This is a genomic window from Clostridium pascui, from assembly GCF_016908015.1.
In the GTDB taxonomy this organism is placed as follows: domain Bacteria; phylum Bacillota; class Clostridia; order Clostridiales; family Clostridiaceae; genus Clostridium_AK; species Clostridium_AK pascui.
On sequence record NZ_JAFBDB010000001.1, the window covers coordinates 679,606 to 696,244 of the forward strand.

Here is a 16,639-nt window from a genome sequence, read left to right on the forward strand (position 1 = left end):
TCCTTTAAATTTTAATCGGTTTAAATAATCCCGTATTGTTGAATACATCATCCCAATAATATATAAAACTAGGTTCGGTAGGTATACTATATACATTTTGCTTCTCTGTAAAAAATGAAATCAATTTAGTTTTGAAGTCTGATCGAGGAGCGCTTTCAAGTAGTTGGTCTGTGCAGAATACGTAATTTGTAAACTTATTGAGATTGTAATCTAAAACGGCCTTTACTGTAACTATGTCATAAGTTCCACCCGTTTTTTTAGGTATATTGGATGATATTCCTAGAAATTCCATAGCCTTATCTTTGTTGGAGAAATCATGTTTTTCATAAAAATATGTCCCCTTAGTATGCTTATCATCTATACCCGATACAAAACAAACTGATACTGTGTCGCTTTCTGATAAGTTCTGCAAGAATGTAACCATTAAGTTTGACATTTGGTCGCATAGACCCCACATACTACCACTAACATCTAAGAACAGGATTGTTGAACCCGATGGAGGTAAATCGGTCGATGGTGGATTAATTGTAATCTCATCCCCCTCGATATACTCTAAGTCGAGCATGATTTCCCTACTATTGCCGCTATTGTTATCCAAAATAAAAGAAATGGGAGTATTAGCATTTACCTTGTAAAAGGTATTAAAAAATTTGTGCTCTCCCACTTCTTTAGTTGCTACATTTTTCATTAAATGTACTTTATTAATCACCAAACGCCATCGATCCTCTTTTTTCCATCCGTTTTGATCCACGTGTAACCCTGTTAAATACACATCTTTATCATATTTAAAATCGTGCTGAGTGCTTTTTACAAGTGGTGGTATATCTAAATACACACCTTCAATCTTTTGAATACCTACGATATTTTTATAAATAAAAGCATCAATTTTCCTTTTAAGATCCTCGTAATGATCCGATGGTAAAAGCTCTAAAATGGCCTCCAAATCAGCCTCAATGTTATCGGTATTTATTTCGGGGTACTTATCTTTTATTGCATCATCTATTAATTTTAATAACTCTTTCTTTAAAGGGGCGGTTAATTCATCCCAATTAAGCACATACTTAGGTAAACCCATAACCCTTAATCCTCCAATACACTAAAATCAACCCACACAATGCAGCTTGATCCACTTGTATTGTTATATACAAAGCGAATATCTTGACCGGCGGTTATAGGGTAATATACATTAAAATGTTTATGCTCACCATATTCTTTGGTTCTAACTTTTGTGAACAATTTAGTAGTGCCCACTAATAGATCCCAACTATCTTCATGATTCCAAGCACTTAGACTGTAGGTTATACCCGTAATCCTCCCCTTAGCCGGTGCCGTGAATTTAATTTCATATGCCCCACTTGTTGAAATAACTTCCAACATTTCACCATAGACCTTTTGAGTTCCGCTTATTCCTAGATTACCATTTAAAGCATCTAATTTCGCACCCAAAGCATTTAATGCAGCAATAAGATTTGTATAATCTACACCTTGGATCTTTGAACTTATTTCACTTAATAACTTTTCCACTTCTTCAGTTGAAAAGGTCAAACTAGCAATATCAACATCTATACCATTTTGCAAATAATCCTTAATAAGATCTGAAAGTTCATCAAAATTAATTATATAGCTAGGCAATCCCATATTAATTCATCTCCACTCTAAGTACTTTTCCTAAAGTATCCCTTATTAAATCAATATACTTAATTTCTCCATCTGGTAAAGTGACCTTTATTCTAGTAACTTTATTGTTCCAATCTCTTAGAAGTTCTTCCGACCATTCCAAAATCCCGTCTTTATCATAAATTATTTTCTCTACCTTTTTAGTATCGGGATTCCTTTCAATATCTACTGGATATTCTGGTAAACTTGTTATTTCTTCTGCAGAATTAAAAAATACATTATTTTTTAAATTTTTCTTTCTCCAATATTGATCTACTATATATTCTACGGGCACTCTAAAGTCATTAAATTTCATCTATTTTCACCTTCTTCCAAGGTATATTAACACTTATATTAGCATTATATTCATCTACAGTATCGCTTTGTAAATATATATACCATCTTCCGGGCATAGGTTTATTAAGTTTAAAATATTCCGGTTGTCCACTCCAACCGCTATAACTAATACTCATACAACTGTTTAATTCTGTCTTAGTTATAGGATTTTCTGAATCACCTAATATTTGTTGTTTATACCCATAATAACTCTTATTTGGATCTTGTATGACTAAATCATAGTGTTTAGTTTCAATCAAAGAGTTAAAGAAAGCCTTAATTTCTAAATAGGGTTGCTTTTCTATATCTACAAAGCCTAACTTTATCTTTCCAGTTTTGTTTATAGTAAATGTTTCTAATACATTTTCTTTTACATCTTCATAAGTTTCATTTTTACTTGTACCGACTTTTTCTTCTATAGTATAATTGCCAGTACTTAAGATTGCTAAATTTGTATTTTCTCTCATACCTTCTAAAGCAATTTGATCGCTTACATTATCTTGAGAAAAACTAGTGTTTATTCCCACAACCATGTAATGTCCTAAATAATCATCTTTAATCTTTGTTCTTATTACATCCCTTAATTTCAACTTAGGATTAGCCTTTGTGGCTATTATGTCTAAGTTTGTGTTTTTTCGCCACATATCTAAAAACTGCTTGTTTGCTATTCTTCTTCTTTTTATTTCTGTATCTGCTAGTACAGTTTCAACCTCTGTGAATCTATTTTCCCCACCTAAGTATAACCTCATTTTTACTTCTTCATATACGTTATAAATCTTTTCATTGTATCTAACTAAAAGTCTTGGATACATTGTGTCTATACTTCTTTTGCTATCAGCATCAGCTATTTTACGAAAATCTTCATAATACCAATCATACCTAATATTATTTGACACATCTGATGCTAGATAATATGGATATGGCTTACAAACCACTAAAGTTCCATCTTTAGTCATAACGCCTTTAGCCTCCATTGTGGTTATAGCCTCTTCTATAATATCCGAAAATTGAGTATCATATTTAATTTTCATTTCTTTTTCTATTTTATAATCTTGTATTTCATCCATCTTTATTTCAACCTTAAGACCGGCCCTTTTACATAAATCTTCCACCATTGAACTTGCCATTACATCTTTATAAATTAAGTAAGGTGTACACGGATCTATTGCTCTAAGCAATTTACTATAGTCATCCCTAGCAATTACTTCAATAACTTCTTCACTAGCCTTTATATTATAATTTTTAATTATACCTGTGAATTGCAACTCATCGTTCCAATAAAAATTCACTCTATTGGAGTTATCCAATATTCCATCTATACCACCGAAATCAGTTAATTTTATAGGTGCCGTGTTACTAATTCTAAAGGTGGCTTGAGTGGCTCCCATATCTATTCTTCTATCTACATTTGCACTTAAAAATAATCTTTTAAAAGTATATTTCTCACCATTAGTTTTCTTTATTACTTCTAGTTTATAACTCACTTGAATCACCCGCCCAACCTTCAATTCCACATGGACATAACAACTCACAACTAATATAGTATATATCACCCTCTATGGGTGTATCTAAATCAAAGTTACCTTGAAAATATCCTCTATACTCTGTTCCAAATTCATCTATAAAAATAAATCTTTCAGTATACTTATTTCTAAAGTTCTTGAACTGTACAATCTGATCGGGCGTATGAGTTTCAAATGCTACACTAAATTTGATTAAAGTATCACTTTTAACTGCATCTTGAAATACAGTATAACCTGTTAAACTCTTATTACCTTTTCTTAAAGTAACAGGAGTGGGAGGTTTATAATTGGTTATTGTTGCTCCTGTATCTATTCCATTATCATATTTTAAAACTAAATTAAATTCCAATTATAACACCCCCTAATTTCTTACTGCATCGTGCATAAACAAATCCACTAATCCATTTTTTAATGCTACTTGCCCCATGCTATTTACTTCTTGTATTAGTTGTTCAGTGCCATTTGCTCCAGTATCAGATATATTAACGTGCATATTTATTGTTGGATTAAAGTTAAGTTGTTTGTTACTATTGCTAATACTACTAACTCCATATCTACCGCCATATGCTCCACTAAGTGCCATATCATTTAATCCTGTGAAATTTGGCTTAACATTCCCTAAGTTTTTAATTTTATTTGCAAGGCCAGTAAATTTATTTGTTATGGAATCATCTTGTTTATCTAATCCTTGTATAAGTCCTTCTCCGATAAAGCCACCATAACCAATAAAAACTCGGCTTGGAGAATGTATGTCTAGTTCTTCCTCGAAACCTTCCTTTATACCTTTACCAAGTTCCTTACCTTTACCCTTGAATAGACCTTTTATTTTATTGATCCCACTCATAAATCCATCAGCTATATTCTTTAATTTTTCTTTTCCCCAATCTAGAAAGGCATCTATAAGTAACTTCCATCCACCCATAATCCACTTTAACGCATCGCCTATTCCAGAAAATATTCCCTTTATGAAATCCCCAAATACTTTGGCTGCTGCTTTTAATTTATCCCAATGTTTTATAACTTCATAAACTATAAATCCAATAGCTAATATTGCGCCAACTACTATTGCTGTATGAGGCGTAATTAACGCCGGTAACATTTTAAATATTCCCGCGGCCTTTGGTATTAATTTAAAAGTATTTGTAATAAGTCCAACTCCAGTTTTAACACCCTTTCCAACGCTTAAGAAGATTTTAGTGAGTTCTGAAAGCTTTGAAACTGTTTTTATTATTCCACTTACAGTACCTACAAGTTTTCCACCTAATAGCATTATCGGCCCTGTTACTGCTGCAAACCCCATAAACGACACTATAGATTTTTTAACTGGATCGGGTAACTGTTGTATTTTCTGAATTAATTTAGTAAAAATTTCTAAAACCTTAATAACTTGTGGTAGCAAATATCCACCTATTGTTATTCCTAACCCCTTTAATGTTTCTTTAGCTTTTTTAAATTTCTCTTCTGGTGTATCCATCATTTTATTGAAAGCATCATCCACTGCGTTGACATTCTCTTTCATCTGTTTCATACTTTCATTGTATAATTTAGATCCACTATTAGAAGTTAAAGACATTACGGTATTAAGTCCTTCTACACTACCAAACATCATACTAAAAGCACTAAGAGTATCTCCAGATGTTTGCTCCAACATTTTTAACTCTTTTTCTTTGGCATTTAGTTCTTTTTTCATTGCTTGTACGTTTGCCGTGCCTTCTTTTTCAGCTTTTGATTGCTTTTGTAATGTTTTGATATGTTCTTGTGTAGATTCTATTTCAGCATCTATAGCTTTCTTACGATTTTTGTCCTTGCTTGTTAGATTCTTTTTTTCTTCTCTAAGCTTAGAAATTTTATCTCTTTCTTTTTCTATCTCTTCACTATATTTTTTGCTACTTGCTCCTGCTCCAGATATTGCCGCTTTTAATTTATTAACTTCATCAAGTTTTTTAGTATATGCCGGTGCAGATTGCTCCAATTTCGCCTTAACCTCTTGTAAAAATCCTATCCAACCTTTAGATTTAACCGCACTAACGTTAAATTGTATTCCTAATGTTTCAGCCGCTTTTTTGGCCTCTTCACTTGGCTTTACTATATTAGACATTGCAGCTTTTAATCCTGTGATGGATTCGGCCGTCTTGATACCTTGGGCAGTTGATACGGCTATGCTAGAAAATAGTTCCTCTGTTTTAACTCCTAATGCACTAGATATTGGAATAACGTTACCTAAACTTCTTCCCATTTCATCAACTGTGGTTTTACCTAAATTTTGGGCAACTATAAGCTGATTACTTATATCCGTAGCGTCTTTGGCACTTTTACCATAAGCATTAATAGTGGAAGTTAAAGCATCAGTTGCCACCGTAACATCTGTAAATCCGGCTTTCGCCAGTTTGGCAGCATCTTTGGTAAATCCGACGGCATTTTCTTTACTAATCCCAGAAGAAATTGCATCATATGTTGCTTCTGCGAAGTCTTTAGCTGCCATACCCATATCAGAAGATGTTTTTAATATTTCTTCTCTCATACTTGATAGTTCTTGCTTACTAGCTCCCGCTATTGTAGATACTTTTGCCATAGAAGTTTCAAAGTCACTTGCCATTTTAACTGCTGCCGCACCAACTCCAACTATTGGCAAAGTAACGGCTTTGGTTAAAGTTGCACCCGTAGCTGATATTGAACTCCCTAAACTTTTAATTTTATTTCCGACTCCATCTGTACCACTAGTAAAATTTCTTAAATCTGCACCCGCACTTCTTAGTCCATTTGCAAACCCGCTGCGGTCTAAAGTTAAGTATGCAACAGCACTACCTACATTTACTGCCACGTATTTTCACCTCCTATTTTAGGGAATAAAACAAGAGTGATTACTTATTATTACCTTGTAACCACTCAATCACATCATTATTATTTGTTTTATTTCTTTGCTCATCATCCATGAATTTTGGCTCTTTACTACCCTCTTTACTAATTTGTTCTAATATATAAATACACGCCTCATCAAAGCAAAAAGCCTCATAATCATTGATTATGCCTATAATTTCACTCGGCCTTTTCTTGTACTGTTTGCTTATCGCTATCACTGACATTATCCTTCTGCTCTTCACGAAAGGATTCTAAGTCTTTTAAACCTTCTTGTGTATAATTAAACAAAGATACTATTTGCTCATCGGTTAATTCTAATCCTACACTCTCCAAATCTTTAATAGAGGGTTCCACTAACGCATTTTCTGCCATAATAAACATAACATCAGTTAATTGTTTTAAGTCAACACCCTTGCTAGATTGTTTACCATAAAACAACTCTTCTGCTGCACTTAAAAGTTTATTAGGTATTGTACCAGTTCTAACTAAATTTAAAAGAGATACCCTCTTAACTTTAACATTAAAAGGTATCTCAGCCTTAAATCTAGGTAATTTTATAACATCATATTCCGCCATCTTTTTTAGTTCTTCCATGTTTGTTACTTTTAATTCCATAATTTTAATTCCTCCACTATATCGTTGTAAATTCAACACTTATTGGTGTTGTTGTTCCGGAACCATCTAATAGATTTACCGCTTTAGCCTCCGCTATATAGGTTATACCAATTCCTATGCTAGTTGGTACAAATGTTACTATTTTTTTGCTTATGTCTATAGTTACATCGCCAGATACCATGCTACCATCTGATTTCTTAGTTACTGCAAAATTTATTGAATTAACATCATCTTGATTTATTGCATTTGTGAATGTCCACTTTATATTAGATGTTATGCTAACTGATACATCTGAATTGCTATCTGTAACCGTTCCACCTACAACTTTCATATCACCAGTTGAAGGTGTTACCGGATCTGTAGGCATAGTGCTCATAAACTCTATTTCCACTGGTTTTTCACCTCTAAACGGTATAGATTCAGCCTCATATTCTGGAACTAAGAATTCACCATCTTTAACTTTATATTTTGCCGGTTTCCCTTTGCAATGTTTATAAGTGAATTTTGCATATCCAGTTGTTCTTGAATAATCTTTTTCTTCTGTAAATATCTCCATTGTGAACTGATGTCTTTCTATTGTTACACCGGCCTCAGTTCCAGAATACTTATTACCTTCTACCACTCCACCATCAATAAGGGCCATAGTTTGCATATTAAATAAATTATCCTTTAATTTCAATTTGTAGCCTATAACTATATCTTCTGTTTCATTAATTCCATATATCTTATTTTTAACCCTTAATATATCCCTTTTACCTTGTGATAATATGGGTTCTATATCTATTTCGTCACTTGTTTCAATTGTATGCATTACACTTGTAACTTCATCAATAAAATTAACCTTTTTCACGTTGACTAATGTTTTTTCCATAGATTTTATCTCCTTAATCTCTTAAATTGTTGATATTGAGCACTAGTTGTATATGCTTGTACCTCACTATCTATTAAGCAAGGCGTTTCATTCCCAGTGGGCCTTAACTCATCAATACCTTTTAATACCTGTTTAATATTTTCAACATAAGCCTCCATAGTTGAATATTGATCCATTGGGTGATAAATGATTATGTCAAACAATTTGTATCCGGCAACATTCCCAACCATAGCATGAGTGCCATTTTCCTTTATAACTACATAACTTTTTAAACATTTATCTCTTTTTTGACCAATTGAATATACCTCGAAGTCTAACTTTGCCAACTCCAAATAGATCCTTTGCCATAATGTAGTCGGCGCGGTATTGTCTATTAAATAGTTTTGTAAGGTATTGCCGTTTACAATATAATTAAAATTACCCATACTATCACCTTCCTAGTAAATTATCCATACCCCTTAAGATCTCTGGAGAAAGCTTATTTACTGATGGTTGCAATGTGGCATATTTTTTATCATTGGCCAATTCCAAATAAGGGAAATGTTCTGTATTTCCCGCAACATAAACCACACACTTATCGCCATCCATTTGACTACCACCTTTAATCGTCTTTCTACTCAATCCAGTTTGATCTTCCCATGGTGCATTTTCTTTAGCCTCTTTTTCAAGTTTTTTTCCGGCAGAATCACCGTAAATTTTCATGGCGGCATTGGCCCTTGTTTCAAACTCTACAAAACCTTGTAATACTCCCTTAATATCAATGTTCATTTAATCACATCCGTTCTAAGGTCATATTGAAAATAATATTTTCAACATTCCCTAAGTCTAAGATCTTGTATTTTACACCGTCAAGAATAAAATAATCATCCTTTCGGATCTTTCTACTTTCATCACTATTACTAACCAATAGTTTATCCTCATAACCTCGGTTTAACGATGCACCTTCGAAGGATTGAATTGTTATTTTAATATCATTTCTATAATAATAAGCTTGAATCGTACACACATAAAGATTATCAACTTTTTCATTAAAGGCGTTCACATCACATCGTAATATCTTGATGCTTTTTAGTAGTCCTTTTCGTTCAAGTTGCTTGTAGATCTTAGAACTTATCTTCTCTCTATTAATTACACCCATTAGCAGCCATCAACCCTCCTTCGACTTGTTACATAACCACCAGTACTTGGAGTAGTTACAATTTCACCCTTAAAGGTTTCTGCAAGGGTTAACCAATAATCTCTATTTGATTCTAATTTTATTCCGGATACCGTCATGGCATCATCAGCCGCAGCTTTTAAAATACATCCTTTATAACTTGCCTTGGCAAGATCTCCATTGTGGGAATCAAGCAATAATTGTAATTCTGCATCTTCAAAATACGGATATTCTCGTTCTTGTAGATTAAATTTTAGGATTTCCAATAATGTTGGGGCCATGACTATTCACCGCCTTTTGAATCCTCATTTTCATTGTTATCTTCACCATTATTTTCACCCTCATTTTCTGATGGCATCTCATCAATCATTTCAATGTATTTATTTTTTAATAATTCTTTTGCATCATCTAAACTAACTTTAAAAGATTCCCCAATCTTAACAGATTTAAAATTATGAGTAATATTTACTAATGCTTTAGCAACAAATAATTTTTTAGCCAAATTAATCAATCCTTTCTTAATTAAAATATAAATGACAACCCGTAAAGGCTGCCATAAATTAGTTTACTGTAGCAAAGAAACAATCATCTGCAGCCTCAAAACTCGGCATACCTAATTGTGATACCTTTGTTTGTACTGTCACTGGATCTCTTTTCTTCATCGTCATTATAGCAATTCCTGTTCTTACGATCGCTACGTCTGCACCTTGATTAAACATCTTATCTGCCTCCTCTGGAGTTGTTCCGTAGTAAGTCGCTCCAAGTGTTCCAGTTGGGATTAATGTAAATTTACCACTTGGGAAATATGGTTGTTCCGAACTATCTTCAAGTTTATAAGTTCCACTTACTACCGCAAGGGCCACACCTGTTTTATTTTGAACAAATGCCTTGATCTCATCATCCGATGCAATATAATTTGGGTTTAATGGATAAGCAGCTTTTCTAATGTTTTCATTAGCCGTTACCCATCCAAAAGTAGTTGAATCTAAAATCGCTCTATTAACGATCTTACCTTCATCCCTCATTTTTCTAACCCATCTGATAATATCAGTTATAGGATTTGAATTTACTGTATCGCTCCATTTAGATGTGCCACTTAAAACCTCTTTATGTTTTGCCGGTACTCCAAAATCGAAAACTATATCACCATCATCTGAAACAATAGAGATCACTCCACCATCTGAAAGTAATTGCATCCTCATTCTTTCCATTTGCATATCTCCGCCATCTACTAGATCATTGTAATTGTCAAAGATCTTTAATACGATAGCATTTATAAGATCTTGGTTGTTTGCCTGTATAGCTAATAATAAATCTTGTCTATCTTTTTCATTTATCATTACTGATTCTTTGAAAAATGGCATATCCTTTGTAACCTCATCAACTTGTGCTTTAAGTGCTCTTACTTTAACGGCAACGTCAAAAGTTGAAGGTTTTAACACAACCGGTTTTTGCTTTGCTCCTTTGATATATTTAAGTTCCATGCCTAGTTGTTTCTTTCTTGGGAATAACGCCTCACCGATAGTTGTTTCTGGTGCTAATTCTGTGATGTAAGTTGCTATTTCCTTAACGTTTATAATATCTCTCCAATCCATTTCCTAATCCTCCTTAAAATTATACAAATAAAAGCATTTTCATAGCTGCTTTTGCCGTTGTTGATGGTTTAACCGGTAACGCTGATTCATTTATGAATCCAAATACCGTTACTGGTACACTTTCATTACCATTGGAATATTTGAAGTTTACATCCCTATAAACTAAGCCGTAAGCCTTATCATCTGCAATGGTAGTTCCATCAACAAACTTACCATCTTGTGTAAGTATAGTTCCCGCCGGTAATACCTCATCGGCATTTAAGGCAGCCGTAAGATCAGCCTTTGCAGCTTTGACACTCACGTTTTGAAATAATTCACCCGATAGTTTTAAGATGGACTTATTTTCGCCCATGTAGGTTGTTTGCTTTTCATAACTCATTTCTAATCCTCCTAATCTTTAACTGAAAAATTTATTTTGAAGCTCTGTAACTTGGTTCGCACTCTTTCTTTGTTCTGCTAACCTAGCACCCAAACTTAATTGGCCTTTCTTATCATCAATTAAACTAGATCCACCACCTAATGATCCTGTGCCACCTTGTGGTGATTCTTCACTAAATAAATATGAATCTGATTCTTTTAACCTTGTGATCTGTTCTTCCAAACCTAATATATTGTCACCATCAAGGCTGATTTTCTCCATTTCTAAGGCTTTTTTAAGGATTCCTAAATTTTTAGGTTTGTACTCACCTAACTTCTTTTCTAAGGCCGCATCAAATTTAAACTTTTTAATTTCAGCCTCGTGATCTTCGTTGGCCTTTTCATTCTCACCTTGAAGTCTTATGATCTCTTTGTTTAATTCCTCATTGTCCTTAACTTTTTCCTTAAGATCCTTAAGATCTTGATCTCTCTTTAAAATATCCTTCTTATACTGTTTCGCGTTCTTGTCTAATTCGTCATAGTCGGACTTTTTAACATACTCCGTACCATCCACAAGATCGATATTTTCATACTTCTTTTGTAAATCTTCGGGTATTTGATTAAATGCATCCCCTAAAATCTCTTTTAACTTTGCCATCTTACATCTTCCTTCCTTAATTTTTCACATAAAAAAGGCCCTGTTTTCACAAGGCCCCATTAATTTTGGGTATGAAAAAAGCACTTACAATTTTACCTAAGTAAGTGCTTAATTATGAGAATATTGATTTTGCTCTATCTTCTAATATTTTGTTTGTTATTTTAATATATTCCTTATGAGCATCTTTTGCATTTTGTGGTGCATCCTCTCTTATTGTAGCTTCTAAATAATCACGAGCATTTCCCATAACAATGTATGGTTCAAATACTCTTGCTAATTTACGTGTTATTTCATATCTTTCATCCACAATCATCATGTTTTTTCAACTCCTTTTATATAATCTTCTATAAATTGAACTAATTCTGTTTTATTATTATCTCTAATGCTGAAGTATTCTGCAATAATTTCATTAACTCTATCGATCCCAATATAACTATCAGCTGCATATCCACTTAACTGAACTTCAATAAACATATTAGGGGTTAAAGATTTACTTAAGATATAGTTCTCAATTTCACTATCAAATATTTCTTTAGCATTATTATAACTTAATCTTTTTTGGTTTGCAATTAATTCTACTAAATCATAATGATATTTATGTCCTAATTCATGTAGCAGTGGTGAGGTTGATTCTATGCTTGCAAAATATCCTTCTTTGCCTTTTAGATATTTTAATATTTTAGCATCTGTGTCATACTTACTATTCATAAATATTGTATTAATTTGCCTTTGGTAACCTCCTATTGCTTTTTTATTCAAGCCAACTTTTTCAAAATTTATAATTGAAATTTTAGGTAGTTCCAACCGTTGTGGTAAATTATCTTTAATACTTTTAATTTTCTTTTCATATAACCTTACGGCTTTGTTTTTATTTGTTGTATCAATATCAGTCCACATATTAAATTGGCTGTTAGCTACTTTCTTTTCTTTTATTACCAAATTACCTAGCTTAACTTCTTGTTCTTCACCAAACTTAGGTACAAACCTATTTGACATATAGTTAATATTGTAAGTATCTTTATTGTTTTTCCTAAATAAATTATTTTCTTCACTCAATGGTTCACCATACCGATTATACCAAGCATCCAACTTGCTATTTTTTCCACCATTAACCCAATTCCTTAACTCTAATCCTATGTCCTCCATGGATTTTTTAATCGCTGGGGTAAAATAACATATTCCATTGGGATGATCTAATGGTAATTCATCTGACTTATAGATTTTCCCGTTTCTACTTAGACAAATGCTACAAGTATTACGGTGTGAATTACTAGTATGCCATTGAATACCCTCCACAAAAGGATTAGCCTTACAAGATCTTTGCATACTTAATTGATATGCGTGAGATATTGAGGTTACGGCCAATCTAAATGAATTATATTCAATCTTCCTATTACCTATATTGGGATATATTCTTTTAAAATCCATATCCCTTTTAGCATTTGGGTTAACATATTTGGATAGATCCTCCGCAATATCCACTATGGATCTTTTCTCGGCAAGGCCCTTTTGTATTATATAATCAAAATCTGCATTAATCTTCTTTTCATTATTCCATATACGTTTTGAAAGGCCCTTACCATCCTTATAAAAACCTCCGTTAACTAATTCAGCTAACGCCTCTTTTGGTATTCTTGTAAACATATTTGAAAAGTCTGGATCTATGGCCAACATATCAAACATTTTACTTTGTATCTCTGCAGCATATGTTGCAGATTGTTCCATGGCTCCGGTGATTTTCAATTCTAATGCCTTACTTAATTCCCTTGCCGCGGATCTGAATTGCTTTCGGAAATCTTCTAACCATCGTTCATTAATTGATCCACTCTTTGCATTTCTTGATCTTTCCATAAGATCTCGCCATATTTCATTATACATATTTCTGATGACCTTAACTTGATCCGTCGTAAGCTTGATTCTTTTCTTTTGAGCCTCATCAATTAGTTTTAAGTATTCATTCAATCCTCATCACCCCGTTTTTGAGCATTAAAAAAACGCCATCAACCGGCGTTATACATATATATGAAAATATAATAGTGCATACCACATATATAATGCAAAAATTGCAATTAAACTATATATGGTACACGCTTCACGTTTGGTATACCCTTTAAACCATGGCCCATTAATCGCACATACAACCATAGAAAGAAAGCATATTAAACCCAAAGCATAAAACAACCATGCAAATATAAATTCGCCCAAATTTATCCACCTCCACGTTATAAATGATTATAACATAATGATGGTAACAAGTTAATTAAATAGTTCGTTTTCTGCTGCAGTGATTTTCGCAAGATCTTCGCACACTTCTGTAAATAATGCCTCATAAGTTTCATCATCGCTAAACTCTTTTATATAACTACGACGGCTCCTTACATTGGCACTCACTTCCTCCATGGCCAATCGTTTCTTATCCTCAACATCCTCTGGTATAGGATAATTTCTCTTAATTATTACATTATAAGAAAGAGAACCCCACTCCTTCTGCCAATCACCATAACAATTAAATTTACTACATGATTCAACGATCATTTGTACTAGTTGTACAAATACTGGCTCCCAATCTATCCATTTTTCATCGCATCGGGCCATTAATTCAGTAAACATATATTTAAAGGCCTTACCACTAACAATGGTTCTCATTTCTTCCGGTTTTGGTATTGCCAATTTCTCATACATACTATCATTAAGGGTGTCTAAAAACATCTTAACGGGTGTTGCATTTGAGAAAGTATTTTCAACCTTCTTATAATCGGCTTTTTTATCATCCAGTGATACAAGGGCCACAACACTATTAGGTGCAACCTTAACATTATTAACAGTTTCCGCGGTTGCGTCGATAAATACATCCTGTCCAAACATATTAAACCTTAACGCATCGCTGAAATCGGAAAGCTTTCTATTATATTGATCTTGTAATGGCCTAAGATCCTTAAGATCACTTACGCCGTGTGATTCACCAATGCTTTGTTCATTACACACTACCCAACATGGTATTCTCGTAAGCTTTGTGAGAATAGTCTTACTCTCGATGGGTGAATCTAGTTGGTTGCCATTGAAAACCTCGGTCATAAGATTACATTGGCCACCTTCAATAAAATATGTGTATCTAAACCATCTTTGATGTTCCAATATCTTACCCATAGTATTTGGATCTTGCTTAACTAATATTACCTTTGTTAAATTACTTGGATCGTTTGGATCGACTTCATATGTAAAATCGTTAATTCCATGCCAATATAATCGAACAGGCATATTAGGGTTGGCCTCTAACCTCAACATTACTCTCTTTGTTACTGTGGCCAATCTGAAAGCTTTCATAGTTTCACTCCAAAACTTATTAGCATCCAAGATCATATTTATATACTGATTTAATTCATGTACGGCATCAGCATTGGCATTATCATAAGCCTTAAGAAATATATCTGGCTTACGGCTAAACATAAAACGGGCCTGTTTATTTATCAAAGGCTTGATTTTGTTATCTATGATCTGTGATGGTACATAATCAAGATCATCAATTGTGATCCAGTTTTGGCCTAATAAATCCGCATTTGTTTGTGCTACCTCTTTATCGTCACATTCTCCATGATAGAAAAGGAAATCGCGTAAGGATGCTTTTCTTTCTTCCAGTTCTGCAGCATCTAACTTTAATAATTGTTCTTTAATGGTACTCATTAAAATACCTTCCCCCCTCGCTTTGTCTTGCCAATTCTTATCACGCCTTTACCTTTACCATAGATCTTACGATCATATGTGGTGTTACCTATCTTAAACCCTTGTGCTCCATATCTCGCAGCATCTAAACAATGGTTATACATATCGATAGGCACATTAATATACTCCTTGGTAATCTTGTCCTTTTTCCAAGCATAATTCTTTAATTCTTCAATAGTGTTCACACATGATGGGTGAACATATATTTTAAATTGCTTAAGGAACTGAATACCATTGATGATCGAATCCTTACCCTTCTTGGCGGGTTTAATCCTTGGTACTCCATATTTCTTGATCTCATCAATGGACTTTCGCTCGGCACTATCGGCAAATATGATTTCTTTTCCATATCCTTTCTTGATGATCTTTTGCGCCAAGGCATCATTCATCAAGCCTTTTTCATAAAACTCATCAAATATATAGATCTCTTTATGGACTAGATCGCCGATCATGGCCACAAATGCGCTAGGATCGTTTATGTATCCAAAATCAAGCGCAAATGATGCTATGACGTATGGTCTTTCTTTCATTAACTCGCGCCAATTGAAGTCAAGTTCTTCCCAATTTGTATAAATAAGCTTATCCAATGATGCAAACTCACCAAGCGCATAGATCCTATAATATACCGGATCGGTTTCTTTCATTTTAAGTAACGCATTAATATAATCATCCGGTAAAAATTTATTATCCTTATATGTGGTTTTTATCACAACGGTATCGCTTGAATCATATCCATTTTGGAACCACATTTCATAAACCCAATTCGATTTTGAAATTGGGTTAAACATTACATGAATTTGATTATATGGGTTCTTTGATCTAAGTCTTAACCCTAATTGTGAAAACTCTTGTTTATCTATTTCGGTACATTCTTCCACGATTATATCGTCGATGTTGGCTATTGATTTGATCTTTTCAGAATCATCAAGGCCCTTAAATATGAATATACTTCCATTTGGTAATATGATATGCAATAAAGAATCCTTTACCTCACACCTATTCAATAGCTGCCAATCACTTAGCACCGTTTTAAATAACTCAAAAATGGAATCCCTTAACGAATTACCAACCTTACGGATTACCAAACATTTTCGGTTCGGAAATTCCAAGTATTTAAGTATCATCTTTTGTACAACGAAATGAGATTTACCGGAACCGGCACCACCATAATAAACGTTGAATCTGCTTTGGTAATTCTGTAATTGTGGTAAATAAGCATCGTTAAATATTTCTTTCTTAATGGTGATCTTAAGCGGTTCCAATTGTTAAGCCTCCTTTCATTTGCACATAAAA

21 protein-coding genes are annotated in these 16,639 nt (G+C 33.4%); all 21 read right to left on the reverse strand.

The features are described 5' to 3' along the window. Positions 1-4: 4 nt before the first annotated feature. The 21 genes from JOC70_RS03730 to JOC70_RS03830 all read right to left on the reverse strand — a co-directional run bounded on the left by JOC70_RS03730 (position 5) and on the right by JOC70_RS03830 (position 16,608). Entirely contained in the window at positions 5-1,075 is a 1,071-nt protein-coding gene (locus JOC70_RS03730; protein ID WP_204597538.1) for a hypothetical protein, read from the reverse strand. Between the two features lie 5 nt (positions 1,076-1,080). Next, on the reverse strand, positions 1,081-1,638 hold the full coding sequence (locus JOC70_RS03735; protein ID WP_204597539.1) for a hypothetical protein: 558 nt from the start codon (positions 1,636-1,638) through the stop codon (positions 1,081-1,083). A 1-nt stretch (position 1,639) separates the two neighbouring features. After that, the gene (locus tag JOC70_RS03740) at positions 1,640-1,972 is read right to left on the reverse strand and encodes a hypothetical protein (protein ID WP_204597540.1); all 333 of its coding nucleotides are present in this window, start codon (positions 1,970-1,972) and stop codon (positions 1,640-1,642) included. After that, positions 1,962-3,476: an XkdQ/YqbQ family protein gene (locus JOC70_RS03745; RefSeq protein WP_204597541.1), complete on the reverse strand. Its 1,515-nt coding sequence runs from the start codon at positions 3,474-3,476 to the stop codon at positions 1,962-1,964. The genes JOC70_RS03740 and JOC70_RS03745 overlap by 11 nt, the downstream gene beginning before the upstream one ends. Continuing rightward, positions 3,466-3,864, reverse strand: coding sequence for a hypothetical protein (locus tag JOC70_RS03750; RefSeq protein WP_204597542.1), 399 nt, complete (start codon positions 3,862-3,864; stop codon positions 3,466-3,468). The genes JOC70_RS03745 and JOC70_RS03750 overlap by 11 nt, the downstream gene beginning before the upstream one ends. 12 nt (positions 3,865-3,876) lie before the next feature. Then, positions 3,877-6,336 carry a phage tail tape measure protein gene (locus tag JOC70_RS03755; RefSeq protein WP_204597543.1) on the reverse strand — a complete coding sequence of 820 codons (2,460 nt, stop codon included), beginning with the start codon at positions 6,334-6,336 and terminating at the stop codon, positions 3,877-3,879. Between the two features lie 40 nt (positions 6,337-6,376). Continuing rightward, positions 6,377-6,598 (reverse strand): hypothetical protein, encoded by a 222-nt coding sequence (locus JOC70_RS03760; protein ID WP_207755220.1) that lies wholly within the window; start codon positions 6,596-6,598, stop codon positions 6,377-6,379. Then, positions 6,552-6,989 carry an esterase gene (locus JOC70_RS03765; protein ID WP_204597544.1) on the reverse strand — a complete coding sequence of 146 codons (438 nt, stop codon included), beginning with the start codon at positions 6,987-6,989 and terminating at the stop codon, positions 6,552-6,554. Before JOC70_RS03765 ends, JOC70_RS03760 begins: the two co-directional genes overlap by 47 nt. Positions 6,990-7,005: 16 nt before the next feature. Then, positions 7,006-7,860 (reverse strand): Ig-like domain-containing domain, encoded by an 855-nt coding sequence (locus JOC70_RS03770; protein ID WP_204597545.1) that lies wholly within the window; start codon positions 7,858-7,860, stop codon positions 7,006-7,008. Positions 7,861-7,865: 5 nt separating this feature from the next. Then, positions 7,866-8,285 (reverse strand): hypothetical protein, encoded by a 420-nt coding sequence (locus tag JOC70_RS03775; RefSeq protein WP_204597546.1) that lies wholly within the window; start codon positions 8,283-8,285, stop codon positions 7,866-7,868. Between the two features lie 4 nt (positions 8,286-8,289). Continuing rightward, positions 8,290-8,628, reverse strand: coding sequence for a hypothetical protein (locus JOC70_RS03780; RefSeq protein ID WP_204597547.1), 339 nt, complete (start codon positions 8,626-8,628; stop codon positions 8,290-8,292). 4 nt (positions 8,629-8,632) lie between these two features. Next, positions 8,633-8,998: a hypothetical protein gene (locus JOC70_RS03785; protein WP_204597548.1), complete on the reverse strand. Its 366-nt coding sequence runs from the start codon at positions 8,996-8,998 to the stop codon at positions 8,633-8,635. Continuing rightward, positions 8,998-9,297, reverse strand: coding sequence for a hypothetical protein (locus JOC70_RS03790; protein WP_204597549.1), 300 nt, complete (start codon positions 9,295-9,297; stop codon positions 8,998-9,000). Before JOC70_RS03790 ends, JOC70_RS03785 begins: the two co-directional genes overlap by 1 nt. Before the next feature lie 2 nt (positions 9,298-9,299). After that, complete coding sequence (locus JOC70_RS03795) at positions 9,300-9,518, reverse strand: DUF7210 family protein (RefSeq protein ID WP_204597550.1); 219 nt, start codon at positions 9,516-9,518, stop codon at positions 9,300-9,302. A 58-nt stretch (positions 9,519-9,576) separates the two neighbouring features. Then, entirely contained in the window at positions 9,577-10,611 is a 1,035-nt protein-coding gene (locus JOC70_RS03800) for a major capsid protein (protein WP_204597551.1), read from the reverse strand. A 19-nt stretch (positions 10,612-10,630) separates the two neighbouring features. Further along, positions 10,631-10,990 carry a hypothetical protein gene (locus tag JOC70_RS03805; RefSeq protein ID WP_204597552.1) on the reverse strand — a complete coding sequence of 120 codons (360 nt, stop codon included), beginning with the start codon at positions 10,988-10,990 and terminating at the stop codon, positions 10,631-10,633. Between the two features lie 18 nt (positions 10,991-11,008). Continuing rightward, positions 11,009-11,626, reverse strand: coding sequence for a phage scaffolding protein (locus tag JOC70_RS03810; protein WP_204597553.1), 618 nt, complete (start codon positions 11,624-11,626; stop codon positions 11,009-11,011). A 112-nt stretch (positions 11,627-11,738) separates the two neighbouring features. After that, on the reverse strand, positions 11,739-11,942 hold the full coding sequence (locus JOC70_RS03815) for a hypothetical protein (RefSeq protein WP_204597554.1): 204 nt from the start codon (positions 11,940-11,942) through the stop codon (positions 11,739-11,741). After that, positions 11,939-13,588, reverse strand: a complete 1,650-nt coding sequence (locus JOC70_RS03820) for a structural protein (RefSeq protein WP_204597555.1) — start codon at positions 13,586-13,588, stop codon at positions 11,939-11,941. Before JOC70_RS03820 ends, JOC70_RS03815 begins: the two co-directional genes overlap by 4 nt. Before the next feature lie 294 nt (positions 13,589-13,882). Then, positions 13,883-15,307 carry a phage portal protein gene (locus JOC70_RS03825; RefSeq protein ID WP_204597556.1) on the reverse strand — a complete coding sequence of 475 codons (1,425 nt, stop codon included), beginning with the start codon at positions 15,305-15,307 and terminating at the stop codon, positions 13,883-13,885. Beyond that, positions 15,307-16,608 (reverse strand): PBSX family phage terminase large subunit, encoded by a 1,302-nt coding sequence (locus tag JOC70_RS03830; protein ID WP_204597557.1) that lies wholly within the window; start codon positions 16,606-16,608, stop codon positions 15,307-15,309. The genes JOC70_RS03825 and JOC70_RS03830 overlap by 1 nt, the downstream gene beginning before the upstream one ends. Between the last annotated feature and the right edge of the window lie 31 nt (positions 16,609-16,639).